Annotated in this window: 11 protein-coding genes, 1 tRNA gene and 3 pseudogenes; 10 read left to right on the forward strand and 5 right to left on the reverse strand. The window is 68.8% G+C overall.

The genetic code is table 11. The features are described from left to right. Positions 1-192 precede the first annotated feature (192 nt). Positions 193-1,137: a fibronectin type III domain-containing protein gene (locus ABT023_RS12645; RefSeq protein WP_350884844.1), complete on the reverse strand. Its 945-nt coding sequence runs from the start codon at positions 1,135-1,137 to the stop codon at positions 193-195. A 49-nt stretch (positions 1,138-1,186) separates the two neighbouring features. Between ABT023_RS12645 and ABT023_RS12650 the strand changes: the two genes are divergently transcribed. Next, positions 1,187-1,723 (forward strand): hypothetical protein, encoded by a 537-nt coding sequence (locus ABT023_RS12650; protein WP_350884859.1) that lies wholly within the window; start codon positions 1,187-1,189, stop codon positions 1,721-1,723. 1,172 nt (positions 1,724-2,895) lie between these two features. Here the strand turns inward: ABT023_RS12650 and ABT023_RS29100 are convergent. Beyond that, positions 2,896-3,123, reverse strand: a pseudogene (locus tag ABT023_RS29100) (hypothetical protein); the annotation flags it as partial. A gap of 178 nt (positions 3,124-3,301) precedes the next feature. On the opposite strand from ABT023_RS29100, the gene ABT023_RS12660 reads away from it, so the two are divergent. Next, positions 3,302-3,385 (forward strand) — tRNA-Leu (locus ABT023_RS12660). Here the strand turns inward: ABT023_RS12660 and ABT023_RS12665 are convergent. Both ABT023_RS12665 and ABT023_RS12670 read right to left on the reverse strand, forming a co-directional pair. Beyond that, the gene (locus ABT023_RS12665; protein ID WP_350884862.1) at positions 3,367-4,221 is read right to left on the reverse strand and encodes a hypothetical protein; all 855 of its coding nucleotides are present in this window, start codon (positions 4,219-4,221) and stop codon (positions 3,367-3,369) included. The two genes, ABT023_RS12660 and ABT023_RS12665, sit on opposite strands and share 19 nt — an antisense overlap. Positions 4,222-4,369: 148 nt before the next feature. Next, positions 4,370-4,690 (reverse strand): annotated as a pseudogene (locus ABT023_RS12670) (helix-turn-helix domain-containing protein); the annotation flags it as partial. 352 nt (positions 4,691-5,042) lie between these two features. On the opposite strand from ABT023_RS12670, the gene ABT023_RS12675 reads away from it, so the two are divergent. The 8 genes and pseudogenes from ABT023_RS12675 to ABT023_RS12710 all read left to right on the forward strand — a co-directional run bounded on the left by ABT023_RS12675 (position 5,043) and on the right by ABT023_RS12710 (position 22,136). Next, positions 5,043-11,189: a DEAD/DEAH box helicase gene (locus ABT023_RS12675; RefSeq protein WP_350884678.1), complete on the forward strand. Its 6,147-nt coding sequence runs from the start codon at positions 5,043-5,045 to the stop codon at positions 11,187-11,189. Further along, entirely contained in the window at positions 11,186-13,600 is a 2,415-nt protein-coding gene (locus ABT023_RS12680; protein WP_350884680.1) for a hypothetical protein, read from the forward strand. The genes ABT023_RS12675 and ABT023_RS12680 overlap by 4 nt, the downstream gene beginning before the upstream one ends. Positions 13,601-13,752: 152 nt before the next feature. After that, positions 13,753-19,704, forward strand: coding sequence for a hypothetical protein (locus tag ABT023_RS12685; protein ID WP_350884682.1), 5,952 nt, complete (start codon positions 13,753-13,755; stop codon positions 19,702-19,704). Positions 19,705-20,165: 461 nt separating this feature from the next. Continuing rightward, entirely contained in the window at positions 20,166-20,504 is a 339-nt protein-coding gene (locus tag ABT023_RS12690; protein ID WP_350884684.1) for an AbrB/MazE/SpoVT family DNA-binding domain-containing protein, read from the forward strand. After that, positions 20,501-20,815, forward strand: coding sequence for an integrase (locus ABT023_RS12695; RefSeq protein ID WP_350884686.1), 315 nt, complete (start codon positions 20,501-20,503; stop codon positions 20,813-20,815). Before ABT023_RS12690 ends, ABT023_RS12695 begins: the two co-directional genes overlap by 4 nt. Before the next feature lie 133 nt (positions 20,816-20,948). Then, positions 20,949-21,173, forward strand: a complete 225-nt coding sequence (locus tag ABT023_RS12700; RefSeq protein WP_350884688.1) for a site-specific integrase — start codon at positions 20,949-20,951, stop codon at positions 21,171-21,173. A gap of 166 nt (positions 21,174-21,339) precedes the next feature. Beyond that, positions 21,340-21,414 (forward strand): annotated as a pseudogene (locus ABT023_RS29105) (hypothetical protein); the annotation flags it as partial. 380 nt (positions 21,415-21,794) lie between these two features. Continuing rightward, on the forward strand, positions 21,795-22,136 hold the full coding sequence (locus ABT023_RS12710; RefSeq protein ID WP_350884692.1) for a hypothetical protein: 342 nt from the start codon (positions 21,795-21,797) through the stop codon (positions 22,134-22,136). 579 nt (positions 22,137-22,715) lie between these two features. On the opposite strand, the gene ABT023_RS12715 is transcribed toward ABT023_RS12710, so the two are convergent. After that, positions 22,716-23,279, reverse strand: coding sequence for an aspartyl/asparaginyl beta-hydroxylase domain-containing protein (locus ABT023_RS12715; RefSeq protein WP_350884694.1), 564 nt, complete (start codon positions 23,277-23,279; stop codon positions 22,716-22,718). Positions 23,280-23,636 lie beyond the last annotated feature (357 nt).

Raw genomic sequence — 23,636 nt, forward strand, 5'->3', positions numbered from 1 at the left:
CCCCGGCCCGGTGCTCACGGCGTCGTCGATGGTGGCCACAAGCGGCTGCCTCCCCGTGTCGTCATGCCGGTCGGCGCGCCGGAGACCGGCGACCCTCCCCTGAGCCGGGTGCCATCATATGGCCACCCTGAGACAGGGGAAACCCGCACGGTCCGGCTGTGGACACCCAGCGTGTGCGGGGTGGACGACCGGTCAGCTCGGTGTCGGAGCCGGACCCCGCGCGGTGCAGACCTGCCCGGACGTGGCGAAGGCGTCGGTGGAGTAGACCGCCAGCACCGTGAAGCAGTAGTCCACCCGTGAGTTGAGGCCGTTGACCGTGTAGCTGGTCTGTCCCGGGTCCACGGTGGCCAGCACGCCCAGCTTCTGCCCGGTTCGCCCGCCGGCCACCATGAACGGCACCGCACCGGAGGAGGGATCCGTCCAGGTGAGGCTGATCGTGCTGCTGTCGTCGCGCAGCTTCAGGCCACCCGGCGGAGGGCCGCTCACCTTCGGACCCGCCGACGCCGATGCCGCTGTCGCGCCCGGGGGAGGGGCCTCATCGCCACCGAACACCAGCACCGCGACGCCCACCACGATCGCCAGGGCCACCAGCGCCACCACCGCGACCAGGACCACCGTCCGGCCGCGCCCGGTCCGCTCCTTCTCCTGGTACGTCGTCTGCCAGGCATCCGGCGGCGAGGGGTAGTCGTCGGCGGCCCGCCAGCCGTCCCGCTCGGGCCAGGCCTGCCCCTCCTGCTGTTGCCCCTGCCCCTGACCGTGTTCGGCCGGCCTGTGCCCGGCCGGCTGCTGCTCCGCCCAGTCGAGCGCGGCCGGTCCCGGCTCGGTCGCGTCGGAGCGGTGGTCCCGAGGCGGAGACGGTGGGACCGGGAGCGGGAGCGGTGGGACCGCGGGCGGGGGCGGTGGGGCGGGGAACGGCACGGCGGGGGACGCGTCGAGCCGCGGCACCGACGGCTCCGGACCGGGTGACCGCGGCGGCGGTGCCGGCGCAGGGCCGGTCTCCTCCCAGCCGACGTACGGCGCGTCCGGCTCCTCGGCGGGACGGTCGACCCCGTCTCGCGGGTCCGGGGCCGCGTCGGGGTCGACGGCCGAAGCCAGCGGCTGCGGCGGCGCGACGCTGCTCCACGGCGGCGCCGTCATGCCCCAGGGCGGCACAGGTGCCCCGCTGACCGGTGGCGCGCTGAAGGGCATGGCGCTGACCGGTGGACCGCTGACCGGCGGTGCGCTGTACGGCGGCGCGCTGAAGGGCATGGCGCTGACCGGTGGACCGCTGACCGGCGGTGCGCTGAAGGGCGGTGCGCCGTACGGCGGCGCGCTGAAGGACGTACCGCCCACGGGCGGTGCGCTGTATGGCGTACCGCTGATCGGTGCTCCGCTCACGGGCGGGCCGCTCACGGGCGGGCCGCTCACGGGCGGGCCGCTCACGGGCGGAGTCGTGAACGGTGTGACGCCCACCGGTGGTCCGGCCACGGGCGGCATGCCGCCCGGTGCGCCGCCCAGGGGTGGTGCGCTGACCGGTGTGCCGCTGGCCGGTCGTGCGGCCGTCGGAGGCGCGCTGACCGGGACAGCCGAGGGGCCGCTCGCGGGCGGTGCGCTGACCGGGGCACCGGCCCCTGACGGGGCACCGCTCACCGCAGCCGCCGGGCCGCCGCCGGCCGGTTCGGCCCGCGTACCGGCCGTTCGGGCAGCCTCCTCCCGCAGCAGCGCGTCGATTTGCCGTACCTGAATGGTCGGCTTGTCCCAACCCGGCGCCGGGACGGGCGGCGCTGCCAGCTCCGCTGCCGGGCCGGCGGGCGGGCGGGGTACGGGCGCGGCCTGCGGCATGGCCGGTGCGGGTGCCGGTGGGGCGGACGTGGGCTGGGTGTCGCTCGACGCGGGCTGCGGCACCCCCGGGGAGGCCGGTCCGGGCGGTGCCGGCGGCTGGGGTGGGGTGACCGGTCCGGTACGCGGAGCCGGCGCGGCCGGCATCGCAGGGAGGGCCTGATGCGGCGGCCCGGGCTGGGCGCTGGGGACCGGCGGTGGGGGGGCCGGGGCCCCGGATGCCGGCGGTGCGGCGATCTGGGCCGGAGCCCACGAGGGGCCAGCCTGCTGGGTCGGCACGCCAACCGGCGTGGTGGGTGGGGGAGCGGGGAGCCGGGGCGTGGGCACGTGCCCCTGCGTCCCCGGTGCATGGGGCGACTCGGGACGATGCGGTGCCGGTGCCGGTGCCGGTGCCTGGGTTCGGGCCTGGGTCGGCGGTGGCTCGGTCGGTGGGGCCGGAGCCCGGGGCGGGGGTGGGATTCGCGGCGGGAGCTGCTGGGGCGGGGCCGGAATCTGGGGCGAGGCCGGAAGGTGATGCTGCGTTGCCGGGACCGGCGGTGGAGCTGGCGACTGCCGTGGCGGGGCGGACACCGGGGGCGGGGGCGGTGCGGCACCCAGCCGGGGCGCGGCGGCCTGCGCCTGCCTCTGCGGCGGGAGCATCGGCACCGGTGCGAGGGCAATGGTCGGACCGTCGAGCTTCGGCGGACCAAGCTGGGCGGCGGGTGGGCCGTGCTGGGGAGCCGGTGGGCCGTACTGAGGGACCGTCGGGCTGGGCTGAAGGGCGGTCGGGTGGTGCTGGGCGGCGGTCGGGTGGTGCTGGGGAGCGAGGGCCGCCGCCCCGGGCGCGGCGGCGCCGAGGTAGTGCCGCGCCTCGCGTACCGCCGGGTGGTCCGCGCCGAGCACGGCGGGCCCCGCACTGGCGATGCGGGAGTAGTGACGACGGGCCTCGTGCCGGTTGCCCAGTTCCTCGGAGACCGAGGCGAGGTCGAGGGAGAGCGCGAGCATCAGCGGGTCGGCGGGATGCCACCGGCGCTCGCCGGCCGCGAGGCATTCCTCCAGTACGCGCCGTGCGGCGGCCGGGTCGTCGGCCTCACGATGCAGGCGGGCCAGGAGGTGCGCAATGCGCAGCACCTCCGGATGGTCCTCGCCGGAGCTGACCCGGATCGGTCCGAGCGCGTCGGCCAGCAGCCGACGCGCGCCGGCGATGTCGCCGGCGGCGCGCTGGGCCAGCGCCCGATGCTGGAGGGCGGCTAGGGGTGAGGGCTGCGACACGTCAGTCATGCTGCCCGGAGAGGGTGGCCCGACGCCACCCGCCCTGCCGGCCATGATCGAATCGGCCTGCCCCAGTCGGGGCCTTCAGCCCTCTGAACTGGGCAAACGGGCCGGCGGGAAGGCGATGTGCATGATCCACCGCCGCCGTGTACAGTAATGCCCCGTGCGGCCCTCCGGGGCGGCCAACGGGCGGCCAAGCCGCCCAGGCCGACAGGGTAGGCTGAACGAGCAGGTCCGGGTGGCGGAATGGCAGACGCGCTAGCTTGAGGTGCTAGTGCCCGTAAAGGGCGTGGGGGTTCAAGTCCCCCCTCGGACACGAACCAAATCCCAACGGTGTGCGCCAAGATCCACTATGGCGCGCACCGTTTGTGTTTCGTCGTTGTACGTCGGCTTGAGCCGGAGGAGCCTGTACAGGTCGAGCTTGTGCTCAGGCTCAGCCTCGGTGAGGGCTCCGGCGATGTAGCCCAACTCGGCAACCAGCGAGGCGATGTCATCAACGGTCATCGCCTCGACGGCCTGAGTTCTAGCCGTTGGTGGGTGCGCTGCGAGCGCTTGGTCCCGCTGCTGTTCGGCCTCGGCGATCCATGCGGTCACGACGGCTGGGCTGGCCCCTTCGTCGAGGGCTTTCTTGTAGCTGGCGATCTTCTTGTCGAACTCGGCACCAGGGTCGCGTGCTGGCTGCTGCTTGGGGAATGCCGCTTCTTCGGGTGTGGCGAGTTGTTGAGCGAGCAGTCTGATGGTCTGATCGCGATTTGACGGATCGAAAGCCGAGGCGAGCCAACGATCGATGTGTCCGGTGACGAGATCTTCGCGCAAGATGGCGTTCTTTGGATGGTCGACGCGGTTGGCAAGCGCGTACTCGGGAGGGTATCGGCATCTGTAGTAGGCGACGCCGTGGGAGTGCTGACCCTGCATTCGGCGGTTGCACGTGGAATGATAGAGGATGCTCTTGAAGACGTAGGGGTGTCTCGTGCGGTGTGGCTTGTGCGCCGCTGGCTTGCAGGATCGGGAGCAGAGAAGGTCGCGAGCCGCGTTGAAGACATCGTCGGTCACAAGCGGCTCGTGGGCGATCTCTTGCGAGGTGATCCACTTCTCTGGTGGATTCCAGCGCATCACAGGCATGTGCCCGAGCGCGATGTCGTCCACGTCCACGAGCACTTCGTCCGGGCCGGCCCGCGATCGGTCTGCGTACTCGCACTTCGGTCGCGTCCATGAGTGCCCGGGGGTGGTGGCCGAGGTGTGCGACCACGTCTGCGAGGGTGCGTAGCCGGATCCCACCGTTAACGCGGCAGCCGCGCTCAGCCAGCAGTGGTCGGACTTCGTTGATGCTGCGGGTGATCGTCGAGCGGTGCACCCCGAACCAGGCGGCGACCACGTCGTGGGTCAACCCGTGCCGCAGGTGCACCAGTGTCGCGAGGAGCCGGTCGGTGAACCCGAACCGGTGCCTTGCCCCGCCGCCGATGGCACGATAACGGGCCCGTGCGGTGAGGCGGTCGCGGTGACGGGCCTGCCATCGTGGCGCCAGCTCGGCGACCAGGCACTCGATCACCTGCCGGGACAGACCCGTCATCCGACGATTCCTCATGATCATCGCACCAGCCATGACCAGCACAACGATCATCGATGCCCGAGGACTCGCAACCGTGCACGAGGTCGTTAGGAACGGTTGGCAAGCGGTCACAGGTCGGTAAGGGGGCGGCGACCAGTTCGGCGACTGCGATTCATCCTTCCGTAGCTGCCCCCTGTAGTGTTCCCTGCCGCGCGGCCACGGGAGCCGGGTAGAGGTCTTCCCCGAGTGCGTCGACGGCCGAGCCCATGCATCGATATCCTTCAGGAGAGGTGCTGGATCTGGGCTGCGGCCATGCAGGATCTCGCAGATCGCGACGTATGCCTACAGCGCGCCGGCGATTGCCCGCATGCGGCGAACCTGGGCCTCAGGCGACAGTCCCGGATCGCCTATGCTGAGGTACACAGTGGTCTTGCCGCCCCCTCCTTCAGCGCGGCAATGCACTCCTCGTTCACTGTGTCAATCGCCTGAACGAGGTCGGACTTCGGGACGACACGACGAGAGAGTTTCAGACTCTGCCGCCGCAATAACCGGCACTCTCGGCGCGAGCGACAAAGACGGTGACGAAGGGGGTGGTGTTACGAGCACCGCAGGTTCCCGCGAGGTGCAGATTCAACGGCTGCTGAAGGAGGCCGGTCCGTGTGATGGCGACACTCTCGTGGCAGTGGTCAAACAGCGGTGGCCGGGAACTCCCGATGCCCGCGTGCGGGCTGTCGTGGTCAAGGCGATCACCGCCGGTCTGATCCGCGACGAGCAGGGGATTCTCTCGGTGGTTGAAGATTCGACCGGGCCAAGCCAGCCGGCACCGAAAGGTGAGCGGCGGCCGGGACCGTTGCGGGCGGTGATCGTGGACGTGGAGGCGGTGGTCCGGGCCAGCGCTGACCGGCCGCAGGGTGATCGGCGAATCTTCCAGATCGGGGCGGTCCGTCTGTCGGCCGACTCGCGTTGGTGCGCTGAGGAGCCGTCGTTCGTTTCTTGGGTCAGGCTTCCGGCCCCGGAGTGGGAGCAGCAGCTACGGTCGCCGGCGGTTCGTGAGCAGTATTCTCACCACGCGGCCGATCCTGCTGAGGTTCTGGATAGGCTGCGCCGCTTCATTGCCGACGCGGACGTGCTGGTGGCCTACAACGGTGTCAGTGCCGACTTCCCGGTGCTCGACGATGCGGCGGTCCGGGCCGGGCAGCAGCCGTTGCACGGCCCGCGACGCGTCGACGCGCTCTACGTGGCCTACGCGGTGTGGCCGCACGCGGGTTCGCACCGGCTTGCTGAGTTGGCCGACACAGTCGGTGTCGACCGGTGCGGGCTGGTGTGGCATGACGCCACCGACGACGCGGAACTGACCGGCCGACTGCTGCGGCACGCCGCCGCCACCGTCGCGGGGTGGGACGCTGAGATGCGGGAGTTGGTGTGCACGGTCGGCGCCGGCAGCCCGGTCTGGGATCTGGTGGCGTCGCTGTTGCCGGTACCAACCTCCCGGACGGCTTTCGACGATCTGACGGTCGCGCAGATCCTCGCCGACGCCCTCGACAGCCTCGGCACCCCGGGCGGGTATGAGCCGGTCCGGCGTGGCCGGTCCCGGCCGGTGCTGCGCCTGCCGGCTGCGGTCCGGGGTCCGGACGGTGACGTCGACCCACACGCGCTGGCGCAGGCGGCCTCGACCCGGCAGGTGGAACGCCGGGTGGCGCAGCAGCAGATGACGGCGCTGCTGAACGCGCAGATCCGGGCCGGCCGGGATGCGTTGTGTGAGGCGCCGACCGGCACTGGTAAGAGCTTTGCGGTGCTGGCGGCCGCGTTGCAGTGGCTCGACGGTGACCCGCGGCGCCGGGCGGTGATCGCGACGTACACCAAGGCATTGCAGACCCAGCTGGGCGCCGACATCGACCGGCTCGCCGCCGGGATTCCGGGTCTGGAGCAGTCGGCGGACCTGGTCAAGGGGGCGGCGAATCGGTTGTCGCTGCGGGCACTGGTCGCCTCGCTCGCCGACGCGGCCGATGCCGCGCAGGCGGGTGTGGGCCTTGGCCGGTCTGTCCGGGCCCGGTTCGCGGCCGTGCCGGGGTTCCGGGAACTGTTGATCTATGTGACCCGCAGGCTGGTCACTGCGGTCACTGCACCGCAGGGATGGCTGGCCCGGAGCGCCGACCCGGTCGACCTGCCGATCTTTCTGGCCGAGTACCTTGCCGCCGGGTACGGGCCGGTCGTGGGGTCCTGGCTGCGCAGCATCAGTCAGGACACCGACGACTACGGCCGCCGGTCCGGCTCGCCGCTGGCGGCGATGACAGACTCGGTTGCCGAAGCGCTGGCCGGGCACCGGTTGGTGATCGCGAACCATGCGCTGCTGGTGAGCCGCCCGGACGTGTTCGGTGACGACACGCTACTGATAGTTGACGAGGCGCACGCGCTTGAGCAGGCGATCACCGGCGCGGCCAGCGCCGTCGTGGAGTATCGACTGCTGGAGAATCTGACCGGTGAACTGCGGCGATGGGCCGCCCAGCACGCGGACATCCCGCCCGGTCTGCAAACGACAATTGCGGACCTTGAGGGGCACCTCGACACGGAAGTCCTACCGCGGTCGGCTCAGGCGGTGTTCGACACCGCTGGCGGCGAGCCGGGGAGCCGGCCGGCGACGCTGGCCAGCCCGTTCGGGGGCCTCGGAGGGGACCGGTCGGCACGGCAGCTGCTGTCGCGGCTCGACGCGATTGCGGTCGTTGCCGCCCAGGTTCACCGGCAGTTGGCCGCATATCTGCAGACGCCGCGCATGCAGGCGGAGTCGTGGTGGGAGCAGGAACGGGCCGGTTCGTTGGCCACTCGCGTCGCGCAGCTCGCTGACGCGGCTGGCCGGATCATCGGTGATGCCAGCGCCGTCCTCGACAACGCACCCGATCCCCCCGACGTGGATGGCAGCAGCACGCCCGGCACCGGTGACCCGGGGGACGACAGCGACGACGAGGGCGAGGTGACCGGGCCGGTCGGTGCGGACGAGGAGGATCTCGGTGCCGACGGCGACGACCTCGGCCCGGACGGGTTGTTCCCGCTGACGGGCCCGGACCTGGGTAACCGGGTGGTGTACGCCGTCGAGCATGACCTGGCCGGTGTCAGCGTGTCCGCCCGCCGATACGGATTCTCGCTGGCGTCCGCTCCGATCGACCTGGCTCGCGAGCCGCAGTGGCTGGACGTCCGGCAGCGGTTCGCCCGGATCTTCTACGTGTCCGCGACGCTCCAGGTGTCCGGCCGGTGGGAATATATCCGTGGACGGCTTGGCCTCGGAGCAACCGTCGACGCGCACACCTTGCCGGGCCCGTTCGACCTGGCCACCCAGGCCCGCCTGGTCTGTTTCACCGACTTCCCGAGCTGGGCGGAGCAGACCGACGGTGCGATCCGCACGGTCGCCCACCAGCTCGCCGGGTACGCCCGTGAGGCGATCTGCCCCGACTCCGAGCAGGTGGGGTTCACTGGTGGGGCGCTGGTGCTGACCACGGCGACGAAGGCTGCGGCTGCGATCACCGAACGGTTGCAGCAGCAGGTGCTCGGGGTGCCGGTCGCGTCGGCGCCGCTGTTGGGTAACGCCCGCGCCGCGCGGGCGTTCACCGACACCGGCGGGTTCTGCGTCGCGACGCGGGGCATGTGGCAGGGCGTCGATTTCCCCGCCGACCGGCTGTCGATGGTATGGATCAACAAGCTGCCGTTCGCGCCGTTCGCGGACCCGGTCGTGGCTGCCCGCCGGGCGGCGGTCGCCCGCCGTGCCGAACTGGGCGGGGCGGCGGACCCCGACCAAGTCGCGACCGAGTCGTACTACCTGCCGCTGGCGGCGATGGACCTGCGGCAGGCAGTCGGCCGACTAATCCGCTCGCGCGATCACCGAGGTGTAGTCGTGATCAGCGACCGCAAACTCGCCGGCCGCACCGCGTTGCGGCGCGCGTCCCGACGGGTGTTCCTGGAATCCCTGGAGCCGGGCCTGCTGGTTGCCGACGATGACACCGGCGAACCGGCGGGCGGGAACCTGACCACGATGGCCGACGGGTGGGAGCGGATCTGGCGGTTTTTCGGTGAGACCGGGCTAGTCGACGCCGGCCGAGTCGAGCAGCTGTGCACACCGCAGGCGCTGGCCGAACAGACCCTGCTGCCGGCGACCCGCAAGATCCGGCAGGCGCAGCTGACCCCCGAGCAGGAGTACGCAGCCCGCGCCGACGGCACCCTGGCACGGTTGCTGATCGACCGGTGCGCGGCGATCGCGGGCCATCTGCGGTTCTCAGACACGCCGCTGGCGTTGAAACCGCAGCAGGAGCGGGTGATCGCTGCGGTCGCCGACGGCACGGATGTGTTGGCGCTGCTGCCGACCGGGTTCGGGAAGTCGTACACGTTCCAATTGCCGGCATTGGCGCTGCCGGGGGTGACCGTGGTCGTGTCACCGTTGATCGCGTTGATGGCCGACCAGGCCCTGGAACTCAACGCGACCGTCGGCGGGGCGGTCCGGGCGCTGGTGGGACCGATGGCCGAGTCGAACAGCCGCCGCGGCAAGACCGAGGTCGCCGAGCAGCTCACCGGCACGTTCGAACACGGTATCAAGCTGGTGTACGTGTCCCCGGAACGGCTCGCCAACCGCCGCTTCCAGGATCTCCTGCGCGCCGCGGCCGCAGCTGGGATCCTGCGGCGGGTCGCCGTTGACGAGGCACACACATTCGTGCAGTGGGGCGACGACTTCCGGCCCAGCTTCCGCCGCGCCGGCCGGCTGCTGGCAGAACTACGGTCCAGGTACGGGGTGCGGGTTACTGCGGTGACCGCCACTGCGAACCGGGCTGTCCGCGAAGGGCTGCGGACCGGGCTGTTCGGGCTGCCCGCCACCACGACGGCCGGTGAACCGCTGGTGACGGTCGCTGCGGACCCGCTGCGCCCGGAACTGGCGATCTACCGGCGGACGATGAGAGCCGCCGGCCCGAACGCCATCGCCGGGCTGACCGAGCAGGTCGCCGCCGCCTGCGACGACCACGCAATCTTCTATTGCCTGACTGTCAAGCAGGTCGACGCGGTCTACGCCCACCTGCGCGAGTTCGTCGGTGACGGCGCCCAGCGCGTGCGGCGATTCCACGGCCGACTGTCGGAGGCGGAGAAGACCGGCGTGCTCGCCGAGTTCCGGGAGGCGCCAGCCAAGGGCGAGGATGGATACGCACCGCTACTGATCGTGGCGACCAGCGCGTTCGGTCTCGGCGTCAACCGCGGCGACATCCGATGCGTGTTCGTGGTGTCCCCGCCGACGGACCTGGCCGCCCTGTATCAGCAGCTCGGTCGAGCTGGCCGGGATCAGGCCGGCCGGCCACCCGGCGAGGTGACCACACCGTCGGCGGGACTGGCACTCGGCTCCGGTCGAGGGTTCCGGACCGTGATGTGGATGGCTGCCCAAGGCCTGCCACCGGAGACGTTGCGCACGATCGGGCAGGCCGTCTTGGCGGCGGCCCGCAACGGTGGGGTCCTGGACCCTGACCGGATCACCGACACGTGCATGACCGCCGACCTCGCCGCCGGGAGGCTGTCCCGCAACGATGCCCGCCGCTCGGGCACCGTGTCGCAGTACCGGTCGACGGTCGTGCGAGCGTTGGCCGTGCTCGCCGAAACAGGAACGGTTGACGATCATGGAGACTTCCCAGCGACGGTGACGATCACACCTCTGGACGACCCGGCCCGCTGCGACGACCACACTCTCACCGCCGCCGCCGGTGCGGTCGCCACGCTCGCCACCACCGCGCCGGGCCGGCACCGACTGACTGAACTGCACAAGACCCTCACCAGGCAGGTACGCGGCTACCGGATGATCGCCGACGACCCGGCACAGACCTGGGCGGTCCTGGCGACCCTGCACGACCTCGGTGTCATTGATCTGTCCCAGGCGGGCAACAACCGAACCCTTATAGCGGTCGGCCCGCGTGGGAACGCCACCCTGCCGGGCGACTACCTGCAGAAGATGATCGGGCACCGGGCCCGGCTGACCGACGACCTGCGGGAACTACGGGCCTGGTACGACGCCGACGGGTGCGCGAACATGGGGTTTGGGAGCTACTTCTCCTTGACAGGGAAGGTGACGCTACCCGACGGGGTCTGCTCCACCACGGCGTGCCGGTGCTCTAGCTGCTGGTCGACCAGCAGTGATCGGTCCCCGCTGCCGCCGCTGCTCACCGCGCTGGACACACCCCGGCCGAAACCCGAGACCCGGCGGGACTCTGCCCCGTACCAGGCCGCCATCCAGCGTTACGTCCGGTCGCTGCTGTGGGACAACTACCGCGGCCTGACCGCCGGAATGATCCACCGGGTCCTGCATGGCGACGAGACGTACCAGGCTGCGGACGGGCGACGGCGACCGCTGTGGCCGAAACTGCTGTATCACCGCCTGCGCGGTGTCGACCCCGGCATCAAGATCACCCAAGTGCAGGAAGCCGTCACCGTTCTCACCACCAACGGAGAGATCGTCGGTGACGGCCGGGTGTGGCGGTTGCGCCGCTACGCCGTACGTGACGCCGCCCGCGCCCGCGTGAAAGCCGGTGCGAAAACACCGGAGGCAACCGGATGACCGTGACCGTGGCCCCCGTGTGGCGGCCATTCGACGACGAGCCGTTGTTCGTCCCAGAGCTGCTGCTGGGCCCGGCCGCAATCCCGAGCGACCTGACCCATCGGATAGTCGGGTACTTAACCGCAGTCGCGCAGACCCGCACCGCGCCTCTGCACACCTGCACCGCGTTCAACGCCCTGCATTTCGGGTTCGACGTCGAAACCCACGGCTACCGGGCGGAGGTGCTCACTCCGGACCTGTTCGTTCCGATCGCCGTGCAACCGCAAGCCCGGCGAGTGCTGCCAGTCGGCACGTTCGTGCACCTCGACCGGGGTGGCCGCCGGTCGCTGCTGGCCGAGGTCGTCGCTCGGTACGGCGCCGACCCGGAGGTTGACGTCGACGGCTGGACGCCGGCCGAGCTGTCCGGCGCCCCGGCCGGCGTCGAGCAGTCTGATGGCACCCGAACCGGTATCGAACGGGTGATCTTGGATGTGCAGGCGTTCGGTGCCCTGAACGCCGCCGACTACAGCGAACTAAGTCGGCTACGCCGCCAGGTCCTCGACAATCGCGGGCATCTGACCGGCCCGGTGCAGTACCTAGCCAGGACCGATAGCCGTGACGATGTCGCCCTGTACGCCGCGTACCTGCTCGGGCCGGCCCGCCCGCTGTTGCTCGGCGGACCGCTCGCCGAGTTGCTCACCGATCCCGGCGATGAGCAGGTTCTCGCTGCGGCTCTGTACCAGGCGTTCGACACCATCGGCCAGTTGCTGGACGGCACAGCCGGGTTACGGCGATGGAACGGATACGCCGTCTGCGGGGACCGGTTCACGCGGCGGTCCCACGAAGGCTGGCCCGGCCTGCCCGCCGCAGACATCGACGATGTCGTCGCAACGGTCCGCCGCAACGCGCTGGACCCCCGCTACACCGCCGTCTGGCCGCTGCTGTCCAGCCGGATTCCCGCCGGCGGCACCCCCGACCCGCTCGGGCTAACCGGCGCCGCTGAAATCGTCGTGCACACCAACCTCGTCGCCGCGGACCTGGCTGGCACCGCTGTCGACGGACTGCTGCCCGAACGGGTGCACCTGCGCGTCGACGATGCCTGGCAGGCCGGCGGTGTGTGGCGTACCCAGCGGGAGCCTGTCTCGGCGCTGGTGGTGGCCGCCGACCCAAGGATCCCTCTCGGCCTTGGTAACAGCTCCGCCATTGACACCGTCGAAACAGTGGCCCCCGCCATCGAACCCGCCGGGCCGGACCCACTCGGCGACAGCGACGGGTCTGCCGTGCCCCAACCCGAACCCGTGGAGCCAGACGCACCCGTCGACGACGACAATCCCGGCGAGAAGCAACACCGGCCGGCGGGGCCGATCATAGACGAGATCCCGCCCGGACCGACCCCAGCTGACACCAGAACCGCAGATGAGGGCGAGACGGATCTCGTCGTCGTCGCGGACAGCCTGGTCGTGTTCACCGTCGCGCTGCGCGAGAGTCACTGGGAAGCCGGAGAGCTGGCCCTTCCGCCTGCGGCCACCGGCGTGCTCGGCGCGGGATCGCTGATCATGCAGCTGCACCACGACGGGGACACCCTTGATGACAGCGAACAGGTTCAACAGATCAACCGAAGCGGCGCCACCCTGACCGGTGTCAGCTGGCCGTGGACCTTCTACGCCGGAATCAAGATCACCGTCGCTGCGGCCCGTAATGCGACCCGGATCAGCGTCACCACGACGCTGCTAGATCAGCCGTTGCCGTATGGCGACCAATACCGTTGGGACGCAGACACCGCGATCCTCGCCGCGTCGATCGGTGCCGAACCTCCCGCTGCGGACGCGGCCGCCGTGCCGCCGTCTCCCGAACCGTTGCCGCCGGGGGTTTCCGAACGCCAGCGCGGCGTACCGCAACTGCAGCCACTGATCATCTCCGCGCTGCATCGGCATGGAGAGCAGGGAGCGTTCGGTGCCCGGCGGCTTACCGGCCCGCAGCTGCTCGCCGCCCTGTTCGGACCCGATCTGGTCGCGCCGCCGCTGATGTGGCAGGTCGTGTACACGTGCGACCGTCTCGTTGACGCTGGCACCCTGACCAAGGAGCCCGGCGAACCAACGGAAGACGGTAAACCCGGCAGGCTCGAGGCGTTTGTCTGGTGGCCCGACGGCACCGCCCGCCGTAACGGCCACCGACCGCAGACTCGGGCGGAGATCCTTGCCGGCCAGGTCCGCGAACACTGGGTGCCTGCGTTCAAGCGACGGCTGCAGCCCGGACATCAGGCCAGTGACACCGCCCGCCGGGAGTACGCCGCCTGGGTCCTCAAGGTGCACGGCCCGGGCGCCGACACCCAACTTCCAGGTGGATACACCTGGGTTCGTGGGCAGCTGCGTGGCTCCGGTGAATCCGCCCCACTGCTTCATCTCGCCGTGCCTCAGCAGCCCCGGCACTGATCCGCATCAACCCTTGGCCGAGCGCGACCCTCCGGAAGTGAGTATCCCTTACGATGGCCTACCCGTCCCGCCGGCATCGGCGCAGGCATGCACAAGCCTGCCTTTGCTGCAGCCCATTCACCCCATTACAGGCCGAGTCCGACTCTGAAGCGGTGACGGCACTGCGGGCAAGCCTGGCAGAGCTCGGCGATCCGGTAACGGACTCTTTGGAATGTCTGAATAGCGAGCAGTTCGCCGCTCTCGCGTGGCAGTTACCTCAGCCAAGTAGAACAAACTTCCTCAATGACTTAGGTGTCCCGCCCGCCAAACGGCCAACCACGGTCTCGGCGGGTTGGGGACTGACGAAACTTCGGGCGTGGCCGACACATAAGCGCTACGACGCAGCCCTTTTTCTCACTGTCTCGGTAGCCGAACGACTCGGAACGCTGTGGCGTCACAATGCTGATGCCGGATTTCTGGAGGCGGAGGAGGCGCTACGGCAAGCGTTGACCAAGGACCCGGCACAGACCGCGATCCTGCGGTTGGCGCTGGTGTGCCACGGCCCGGTCTCCCCGATCATGACCATCGCTCTGCGGGTCGGCCTGGACGCCGCTCTCGGTCTTCCTGGCTGGCCGCAGAAGGCCGTAAACGACATCATGCATGCCTGCCGAGAGATAGAACAGGCCATCTTCGATGCTTATGAGACTGATGACAATGAAGGCGGAGCCGCGCCTTATGGCGACGATGAAATCGACGACGGCGGCAGCACCGAGTCAGCCGGTATCGAAACATTCCGACCGCCCGGTCTCGGCAACGACTCGATAGCAAAAGGATCTGACATCATGCCTGCCGAACCTGGCACCTCCATGGCCGCTGGTGACGTTGCGGCTGCCGCGACGAACCTGACCACCCGCCACACTGCGGCCCGGGAAGCTGCGGAGGCCCTTACTGACGTGCTGCACCGTGGTCAGATCCCGGGTCGAACCGACCTGGACCCGGTCATCGAGTTCCTCGACGCGGCCGACGCAGCTCGTGACCTGCTCACCCAGTTGGGTCGGGACATACCCGCTGACGTAACCGTCGAGGACCTGCTCACCGCACTAACCGCGACCGCCGGTCAGTGCGGTCATCACGACCGGCTCGCCGACATCAGCCGGCTCACCGGACCGACCAGCGAACAGGGCCGAATCACTGCGGCGATACAGCTCGCTGCCGATTTGCAGCAGAACCCGCTCTGGGACGCGGACCAGCAGCGGCAGGCGGCTGGCCTGGTCGCTTTGCTGGACCTGATCATCGCCTCCGAGACCAAAGACATGCAGGCCCTGTCCGCGGCCCTGACCGTCTTCGAATCGCATCTGCCCGCCGACCTCGCCGCCCTGCGCACCGCTGCCATTACCGGGCAGTTGCGGATTACAGGACCCAGCGAAGAGGAGGTCAGCCATACGCCGGTCTCCGAGCCTGCGCCGCAGGCCGCCGCGACCGGTCCTGAAACGGCGGTGGTCGCCTCTCCTGAACCGCAGCCGACCGCTACCGAGGAACCGGAGCCGGCTACCGCTCCGCAGCCGGTCGTCACGGTGCCTCCGCCGGCCGACGAGGCATTCACCGACCCTGCTCCGCTCGGCGAGGACCAGCCAACCACGGCCACCGACGGTTCGGCCGTTCGTGAGGACGTGACCATCGATGTTCCCGAGGACGACCCGGCCGGCGACGACGCTGGCCGGGGCCAAGCCGATGACACGAGTTCTACCGACCCCGCCGCCGGCCGTGAGCTGGTCCGGGAGCTGCTCGGCGCGGGCCGGCTGAGCCTGACCTATCACGCCGCCACCGCGTGCGGGGACCGGCGCCGTGCTGATGCTTTGCGGGTCCTCACCCTGGCCACCGCGGTTCGGAGCGAGACTTCCCCGACCGCCGACGCCTTACGGGTCGCTCTGGAAGCCGAGCAGGGCGCCGCGCCGTCCAGCGACACCACGGCGCAGATGCTGCTGCTGGCCGGTGCCGTCCGGGCCTGCCTCGTCACCGCCGACGCGGGCGCCGGCCAGGTCGCCCGGTCGGTGGCCGAATCCCTGCGCGAGCTGCCGGCGGTGTCCTCGATCGCTGACACGATCGGCACCGCCACGGAGAAGCGCCTACTGTACAGCCCGGAGCTGCTGGCGGCGCTCGCCCCAATCGCCGGAGCGGACAACGACATAGCAGTGACCGTCGAGGCTGCCCAAACCGAGCTCAACAAGCCCCGAAACCTTGCCTTCGACCGCGCTGATCAGATCGCCACCCTGTGGTGGTCCCCGAACGGGGCCATCGGCCGGCTCCTGACCCTCGCGGCAACCGACCAGCGTATCGAGATCGACGCGGTAACCGAGAGCCTGCGCCTGTTCGCCAAGCGTCAGTACGTCGATGACCTGCTCGACCGCGAGGATGCCGAGATGCGCTCCGGTAGCACTCGCCCTCTGCAGGGCCGCCAGCGCCGCAAGCTCAAGGAGATGGCCGGACGGTCCGTAGCCGCCGTGCGAGCCTGGGCTGACGCGGTCCGGGTAAACCAGGCCACCGCACACGGCCCCGTACCGGCCGAACTGGCTCGTCTGCGTGTGGACGTGATTGCCCAGTGGCCGGCCGCCGAGGATGAGCTACAGAACCTGATCGCCTCGTCCGCGGGCACGCCCTGGCTGCTGAAGGCTGAGGCGGCACAGGTGTGCGTGACCAGCCTGCACGGTAGCGTCGGCCTGCTCGACGGGCGCAAACTGGCCGGCTCCGACCGGGATCCCGATGCCGTCATCCATCAGGAGTTGCTGCTCTGCCCGCAGCTACCGTTCACTGCCGAGGGCATTCCTGAGCGGCCAGCCACCATCGAGGAGATCGCCGTCGCGGCTTCCACCGGCTGGTCCGACGCGTTCGCGCAGCGGCTTCGGGCGGAGCAGTACGCCACCGCCGGGTTGCTCATCAGTGCGGTCACGGAGCCGGAGAAGTCCCGGGAGATGAGCCAGCAGCTCACGGCTGCTGCCGCACAGTCGCTGTTAGAGCTGAAGGCCCTGCATCACAGCGTTGCTGAGGACGTGGCCCGCGCCACCCGTCTCGGTCAGCTTGACGAGAACGCCGGCACCGCCGTCACCAGTGTTCTGGCGGCCGGGGACGTCTCCCGACTAGCCGCCGCGCCGGAGCAGGTCAACCTGAGCGACTACCGCCGCCGGCTGATCGACGTTCAGGAACAGTTGCCGATGTATCGGCACGAGGCTCAGGCGGCGTTGCGGCGCCGCGCGGACAGCGAAGTACCACCCGGAGCGGACCGCAGTCAGCGCCTAAACCAGATCCAGGACCGTATCGCCGCCGGCGACCTGGCGACCGCTGAGGAGTACCTGCTTGCCGCGGTGCTCGGCGAGACTCTGCCGTCTGCGGAGCCCTCGGAGGACCTGACCCGTTTCCTGCGGCTGACCGAGCGGGTCCCCGGCGGCCTCACCCGGGACTTGATCGACGCGGTCCGCTACGGCAAACCCCATCCGGCGCTGGACGTCCACGAACTGACTCCCGCGCAGCGGACCACCGCCGACCTGTTGCAGACGTGGCTGGACATGCGCGACATCCGGCACGACCGGGTGCAGCGCAGCAGTCTGGCGGCGGCGTTGCTGCTGGCCGGTATCGAGTTCGCCAGCATGCAGCCGGTACGGGATATGAAGCCCAAGGGCAGTTCCCGCCGTGCCTGGTGGGATCTGACCGACGTACGCCGTGTCGGCGAGACCCAGGGCGTACCGCAGTACAGCCCGCCGCCCGGCGGCCAGCAACGAATCATGTTGTGCTGGGGGGAACCCGATGTACGGGCCATGTTCGGCTGGATCGACCAGGACCCCGGGACCGACCTGCCGGTCATCGTGCTGCTGTTCGCCGCGATGACCACCGGCCAGCGTGAAGATCTCGCCCGGATGTGCGCCCAGCACAGCGAGAAGCCCGTGATCGTGATTGACGACATCGCGATCCTGCACCTGGCGCTACACGGCAGCGGTCAGTTCATCACCACCGCTCGGACCCTGTTGCCGTTCGCGGCCACGAACCCGTACGCCCCGGACGGGCAGGCGGCCCTGCCGCTGGAGATGTTCTTCGGCCGGCGGTCAGAACGTGCCGACATCACTGACCCGAACGGCCCGAACCTGCTCTACGGCGGCCGGCAGCTCGGCAAGACGGCCCTGTTGCAGGAGGCCGCCCGGGCGTTCGGGCGGGTGCCCACGAACCTGCCGATCTACGTGACGCTGCCGAACGTCATCGGCACTAAGGTCAACCCGCTCACACTGTGGGACAAACTGGCCGAGAAGCTCACCGAGAACAGAATCGCGTTGCCAAAGAGGACCCGCGACCCCGTCAAGGACGTCATCGCCGCGATCACCACATGGCTGGACCAGAATCCGGCCCGCCGGATGCTACTGCTTATCGACGAATGTGACGGATTCTTCGACGCGGACGCCGAACGCGGCTTCGAGCACGTTACGCACCTGCGTAACCTGCGCGACAAGTACCCCGGCCGGCGTTTCAAACCGGTCTTCGCCGGCCTGCATCAGGTACAGCGGTTCGCCAACTTGCCGAACCAGCCGTTGGCCAACGCTCACCTCGGTGACCAGGTAGCGATCGGCCCACTCAGCCCCGAACCGGCGTACCAGTTGCTGTTCACGCCCATGGAGGCGCTCGGTATCCGCTTCGCGTCCGACGAACTGGTCCACCGGGTCCTCGCCTACTGCACTTACCAGCCCAAGCTGTTGCAGATGGCCGGCAAAGCCCTGGTCAGCTCGGTTCTGAACCGCCGTGACGGCGGCCCTGTCTACCTGATCGACGAGAACCTGCTGGATCAGGTCCTCGGGTCCGAGTCGCTGAAGCAGCGGATCCGCCAGACCGTCCATCTCACCCTGGACCTGGACTCCCGGTACAAACTCATCGCCCTCGTCGTCGCCTACTTCGCCTTGGAGAACGGCGCCGACCACACCATGACGACCTCGCAGTTGCGCAACGAATGCCAACGGTGGTGGCCGGCGGGCTTCGCCCGGCAGGAGCCCGGCGAGTTCCGGTCTTTGCTCGACGAGATGCGTGAACTCGGAGTTCTTGCGGCCACCGTCGGCGGCACCCGCTGGCGGCTGCGGTCGACGAACGTGCTGCGGCTGCTCGGTACCGCCGACGAGATCTGGGAGGAGTTGTGCAGTTCCCAGTGGCGTAAGACGCCAACGAAGCTGTCCACCGAACAGGCTCGTGGCCACCTCGCCGACGGCCGGATCTCCCCCTGTACCGATCAGCAGCTGTCCAAACTCGTCACCCGCACCGCCGGCAGCACCATCAGGGTTATCGCCGGGGCCAGGGCCACAGCCGTCGATCGGGTGCAGGAACTGCTAGAGCAGTCACGCAAGAGTTTCGGGGCCCGGTTCGACCTGACGGTCACCACCCGGCCACAGGCGTACGGCAAGGCGCTGCGAGACGGGGACATCGGCGGCCGGCACCACGTGGTTCTGAGCCCACTGCTCACCGCCAAACCGGAAACGGTCACCTCCACGATCGTCAACGCGATGCAGATCCAGCCGGCCTCCGGCACGACCCGCACCGTCGCCGTCCTTGTCGACGTTCAAGCCTCCGGCATTCTGGATTTGCTGACCAGCCCGGACCTCGGACTCGGCAGCGATGATGTGATCGCCCTGCGCCGGGCCACCGATATCGGCCTACGCACATGGCTGTCGGACAACGAGCGGATGAAGGTGTTCACCGACGCGACCAGCCAGGCCCAGCTGATGACGTCAACCGGCGGATGGCCGTATCTGCTGGACCTGGCCGCGGAGAAGGCCCGGGAACACACCAGCACCAGAAAGATCTGCGAGCAGGTGGCCACGTACTTGGCGACCGTCGGCGGAGCCACCGAATTCGTCGAGTCGACCGGGCTGAGTACCGACACCGGTGCCGAAGCCGCGTTCCAGGCGCTGCTCGAGTACGCCGCTCCGGTCACCTACGACGAGATGATCGAGCTGTGCGCGCTCACCGGTTCCCAGCCGGACCGGACCGCCCGCATACTTCAGATGCTGGACGTGATCGACCAGAGCGACGTCGACGGGCGATGGGTGCCGGAACCGGTGATCGCCCGGTCCTGGCAGAGGCTGAACAGCGGCGCATAGCGAAGGTCAATGCGGCGCCGGTGGCGTTCAGATATCGCCACCGGCGCAGCGGACGAGAGACCCGCCGACGTCACTAGACATCGGCGGGCCTTCTGGTGCCCGGGGCAGAGACTCGGACGTGTCGCGACCCGTTCGCTAGATCAACGGGATCACCGTCGCCAGCGCCGGACCCTGTTGGGTTTTGGTTTGTGTTGCCCCTCGGACACAATTTTGCAGCATCCCTGCTGTGTTTCACGTACTGGTGGTCAAGCGCGCTTGACCACGCCGATCTGATCTGAGCGACGCCTTCGGTGGCCCCCGCTTCGGGTGGGGGCTGTCGTCGTGGTGATGCCGCTGTGGCTCCCGTGATCCCCCCCCGGTCATGTTGTCGAACCGGGGGTCCGGAAGGTCGTCGACCTGACGAGCGACTGCGTCGACCACCTCTCCCGCTGCCGGTTCTTTCGACGCCGCGGGTGGGCGCGATGGTCTACGGGCTGGCGGCCCTTGATGCCAGCGGTCGGATCGCCGACCGCACCATCGTCCGCGCTCTCGGCCGGAGATCTGGCACTCGGCTGCACATCCACGAGGGCGCAGGACTGATCGTCGTCCGCGAGGACGGGCAGGGTGTCTTCACCGTTACGGGCCAAGGCCATCTCCTTCTGCCGGCGACGGTGCGGCACTGGTGTGGGCTGACGGCCGGTGATCGGGTGCTGCTGGCGGCCAACCCTGCTGACCGGCTGCTCGTGGTGCATCCTCCCGCCGCCCTGGACGCGATGATCTTCCAGCTCCACGCTGCTGTTCTCGGCGGTGATCTGCCGTGAGCGGGACTGCGGCGGGTCGGGCCGAGTTGGATGCTGCCCGGTTGTTGCTGGCGCGGATGGGGATCTCACCGGCTGATCTTGTTGAGGCGGCGTTGGCGCGTCCGCCGGCGCCGACGTTCGCCGAGTACGTGCCGGTCGTGCCGGCGGCGGTGAGCGAAGGTACGCGTCGGGCGTATGGCGCGTACTGGAAGCGGGTGTTGGAGCACTGGGGACAGCAGCGGCTTGACGAGCCGACGCCGTCGGAGATCGAGCGGTTGGCGGAGTACGTCAAGACGCATGTGGTGGCCCGGCGGAACGCGCGGTGGGCGTAGTGCGGCGGAGCATCTGATTGCAGCGTTGCGGTGTCTGTACAAGCGGGCGGTCGCTGATGGGTTCATCGCGGCGGCGGACAATCCTGCTTTGAAGGTGGCCAAGCCGCGGCGGTTGCCGAGTACCAGGCGGGCGGTGGCCGACACGAGGCTGGCGGAGATCAACGCCGTCGCGGCCAGCACCGGTGACGATCCGGCGTCGGACAGCCTGTTGTTGCGGCTGCACACGGAGACGGCGTGCCGCCGGGGTGGTGCGCTGGCGCTGTGCCCGGTGGATCTGGATCCGGATCAGTGCCTCATTCTGTTGCGGGAAAAGGGTGACACACGGTGCGGTGGCAGCCGGTGTCACCGACGCTCATGATGCATCTGCAGCGGCATGCCGAGGAGCGCTATGTGACGCCGGTCGGCGACCAGTCGCCCCCGCCCTGGGTGTGTCCTCATCCGCCCTACGAGGGATCGCAACCCGTTCGACGTCCAGCCGAGGCGCTTCATGGCCTGTTCTCATCCGCCCTACGAGATTGATGCGCGACCTTACGGTCGCCAACGTTCACACGTACTATGTGATAGCCGGCAACACGCCGGTCCTCGTACATAACTGCGGGGATGCTCTATTCGATAATAAGTTCCCAGATGATGTTGTCAGGCCCGCGCGCACCATCGAAAATAGCGAAATACTCTCACAGAGCGGCGCTATGGGTTATGTCGTAACCGCCGATGCAGCTCGTTGTAGGCCGACTCACAAGCACGCAAGTTCACATCGACCTAGCTCAAGGCGCACTGGTTCGCGCAGACGGGGAGTTCAAGGTACACGGCGGCAGGGTGCGCAGCGTGGACAATAAGTCTGGGCGCTACCGGCCGCGCGGCGCTGCGGCGCAGAGTGCCGCAGAGGGAGCGTTCGCGAATAATGGAATCGATATCACGGGGCTCTGCAAGGAGAAGTGGTGATGGTGCTGTCGGCGCATTTAAAACGCTTGCAGACCACGTGGGTAAAGTGCTGGAGCGGCAGTTTCCTGGAGTCGATTATATTGAGATTGAGCCTGCGTTAAGTAGCCTCGTTGCCCTTGTGCTAGACAATCCTAATCTGAATGACAAGTTCGAGAGGGAATTCGAGGAACTTCTTTTGTTGCGGAACTTTGGCGCTGCCGAGATCTTGCAATTCTCGATGCATATCCTGCGTTGGGAATCCGTGAAACGCGCCACTCGGAAAGCGTTGGATGAATGCGACGATGCCAGGAGGGGGCGCATACTGGAAGGCGTATACGAATCGTTCGATCCTGATTGGGAGGACAGGGACCTGTTTCGCCAGTTCCGTAGCCGACGTTAACCTCGCCCCTTCACGAAGGTGATGGCAGCGCGGGCATGACTCACTTCAGATGGGTCACTAGGCCTCGAGAACCTCGATGATCTCATGAAAAGGCCCATGCCCGCCCTGCATCTCCCCACCCGGGCGCGTCTATGTCGACAGACCCAAGCCGGACACACGCCACGACTTTGCGGGCCCCTGGGGCTAACGACCTCGTGCGTGGTTGGCGGTAGCAGGAGCTTCGCCGTCTCATGGGGGACTGCGTTGATTTCGGCTCTGGCTAACTTTCGGTGGTGACATTCGGTAGTAGGCAGAGACGCCCCGGGATTTCCCTCATATGCTGGCGTTTCTCTGAGATGGCCAGCCTCGGGGAAGGAGCTGCAACTGCAGTTCGCCGAGTGGCTGGACACGCTCGCAGCCCCCGACCTGCGATGTCGTACTGCCGTCACCGGAACTGCTTTCTGCTACCACCGAAAGCGAGCCAGAGCAGTTAGCCGAGACAGCCCCTGGCGGATCTCGAGCGGGGAGCCTGGACGTCCCTGCCTTTACGCTTCCGGACATACGGCTCAACGGCTTGCCGGCTGGTGGGCCTTCATACTGCTACTCGGGAGGCTTTGTCCGGCGTCGTAGGTGCGCCGCGACCTCGGGCGGGAGGTCGTCGAGCTGGTCCATGGATTGGCCCGGGCGCAGGAAATCGAACAGCAGGACGGTGCGGGTCTCGCCAGTGTGGATCCATGCTTCATGCTCGACCGTGTCGTCGAACACGAATGTCCTGCCCTCGTGCCAGCGGCGGGTCTGGCCGCCCGCCCTCAGTGCGCAGTCGCCCTCGGGTACGACCAGGCCCAGGTGGGCGCGGTAGACGGTGGTCACCCAGCCTTCGTGGGGCTTGATCCTGGTGCCTGTGGTCATGCGGGAGAATCCGGCGGTGGTCAGACCGGGTATGTGTTGCAGCGCGTCGGCGGTGCGTGGGCAGGCGGACAGGGCTGCTTCGATGCGGGTGCCGAACGCGATCAGTCCGTACACGCTCCAGCCTTCGCCGTACATGTGACGCTGCACCCACGGCTCGAAGGAATCCTCGGCCAGCGCGAGGCACTCGCCGCGGATCTCGCGCCAGTTGCGGCGGAGGTCCTCTAAAAACGAAAACTGGTCCTGATCGACGAACACGCCGCCTCCGAAGCCGGGCCTGACAGGTGTTCCTTCTATCGCACCGATCCGATGACGGCAAGTCCGGCTACTCCGGCCCATCCGCTCGGCCACCGACCGCTTCAACGCCTTCCAAGGTCGCCATCTCCGCCTCCACGGCCTCCTTCGCGATCGTCGCCTCAGGCTCGCTCAGCCTCGGCCGGGTCGCAGGGCGTCGCGCCGCGCAATGCCAGAGAGGCAGGTCCCCGTCAGTAAACGCAAGCAGCGAGGTCTTCGCACCTATGCCCGCCCCCTTCAGCAGTCCGCCGCGCGATGGCGGTTGGCTCCGTACCGGCAGTTGACCATGAAAGCGACCACCTTTGGCTGTAGGGCTCACGC

Source organism: Micromonospora sp. NPDC002296 (assembly GCF_040296145.1).
Taxonomy (GTDB): domain Bacteria; phylum Actinomycetota; class Actinomycetes; order Mycobacteriales; family Micromonosporaceae; genus Micromonospora.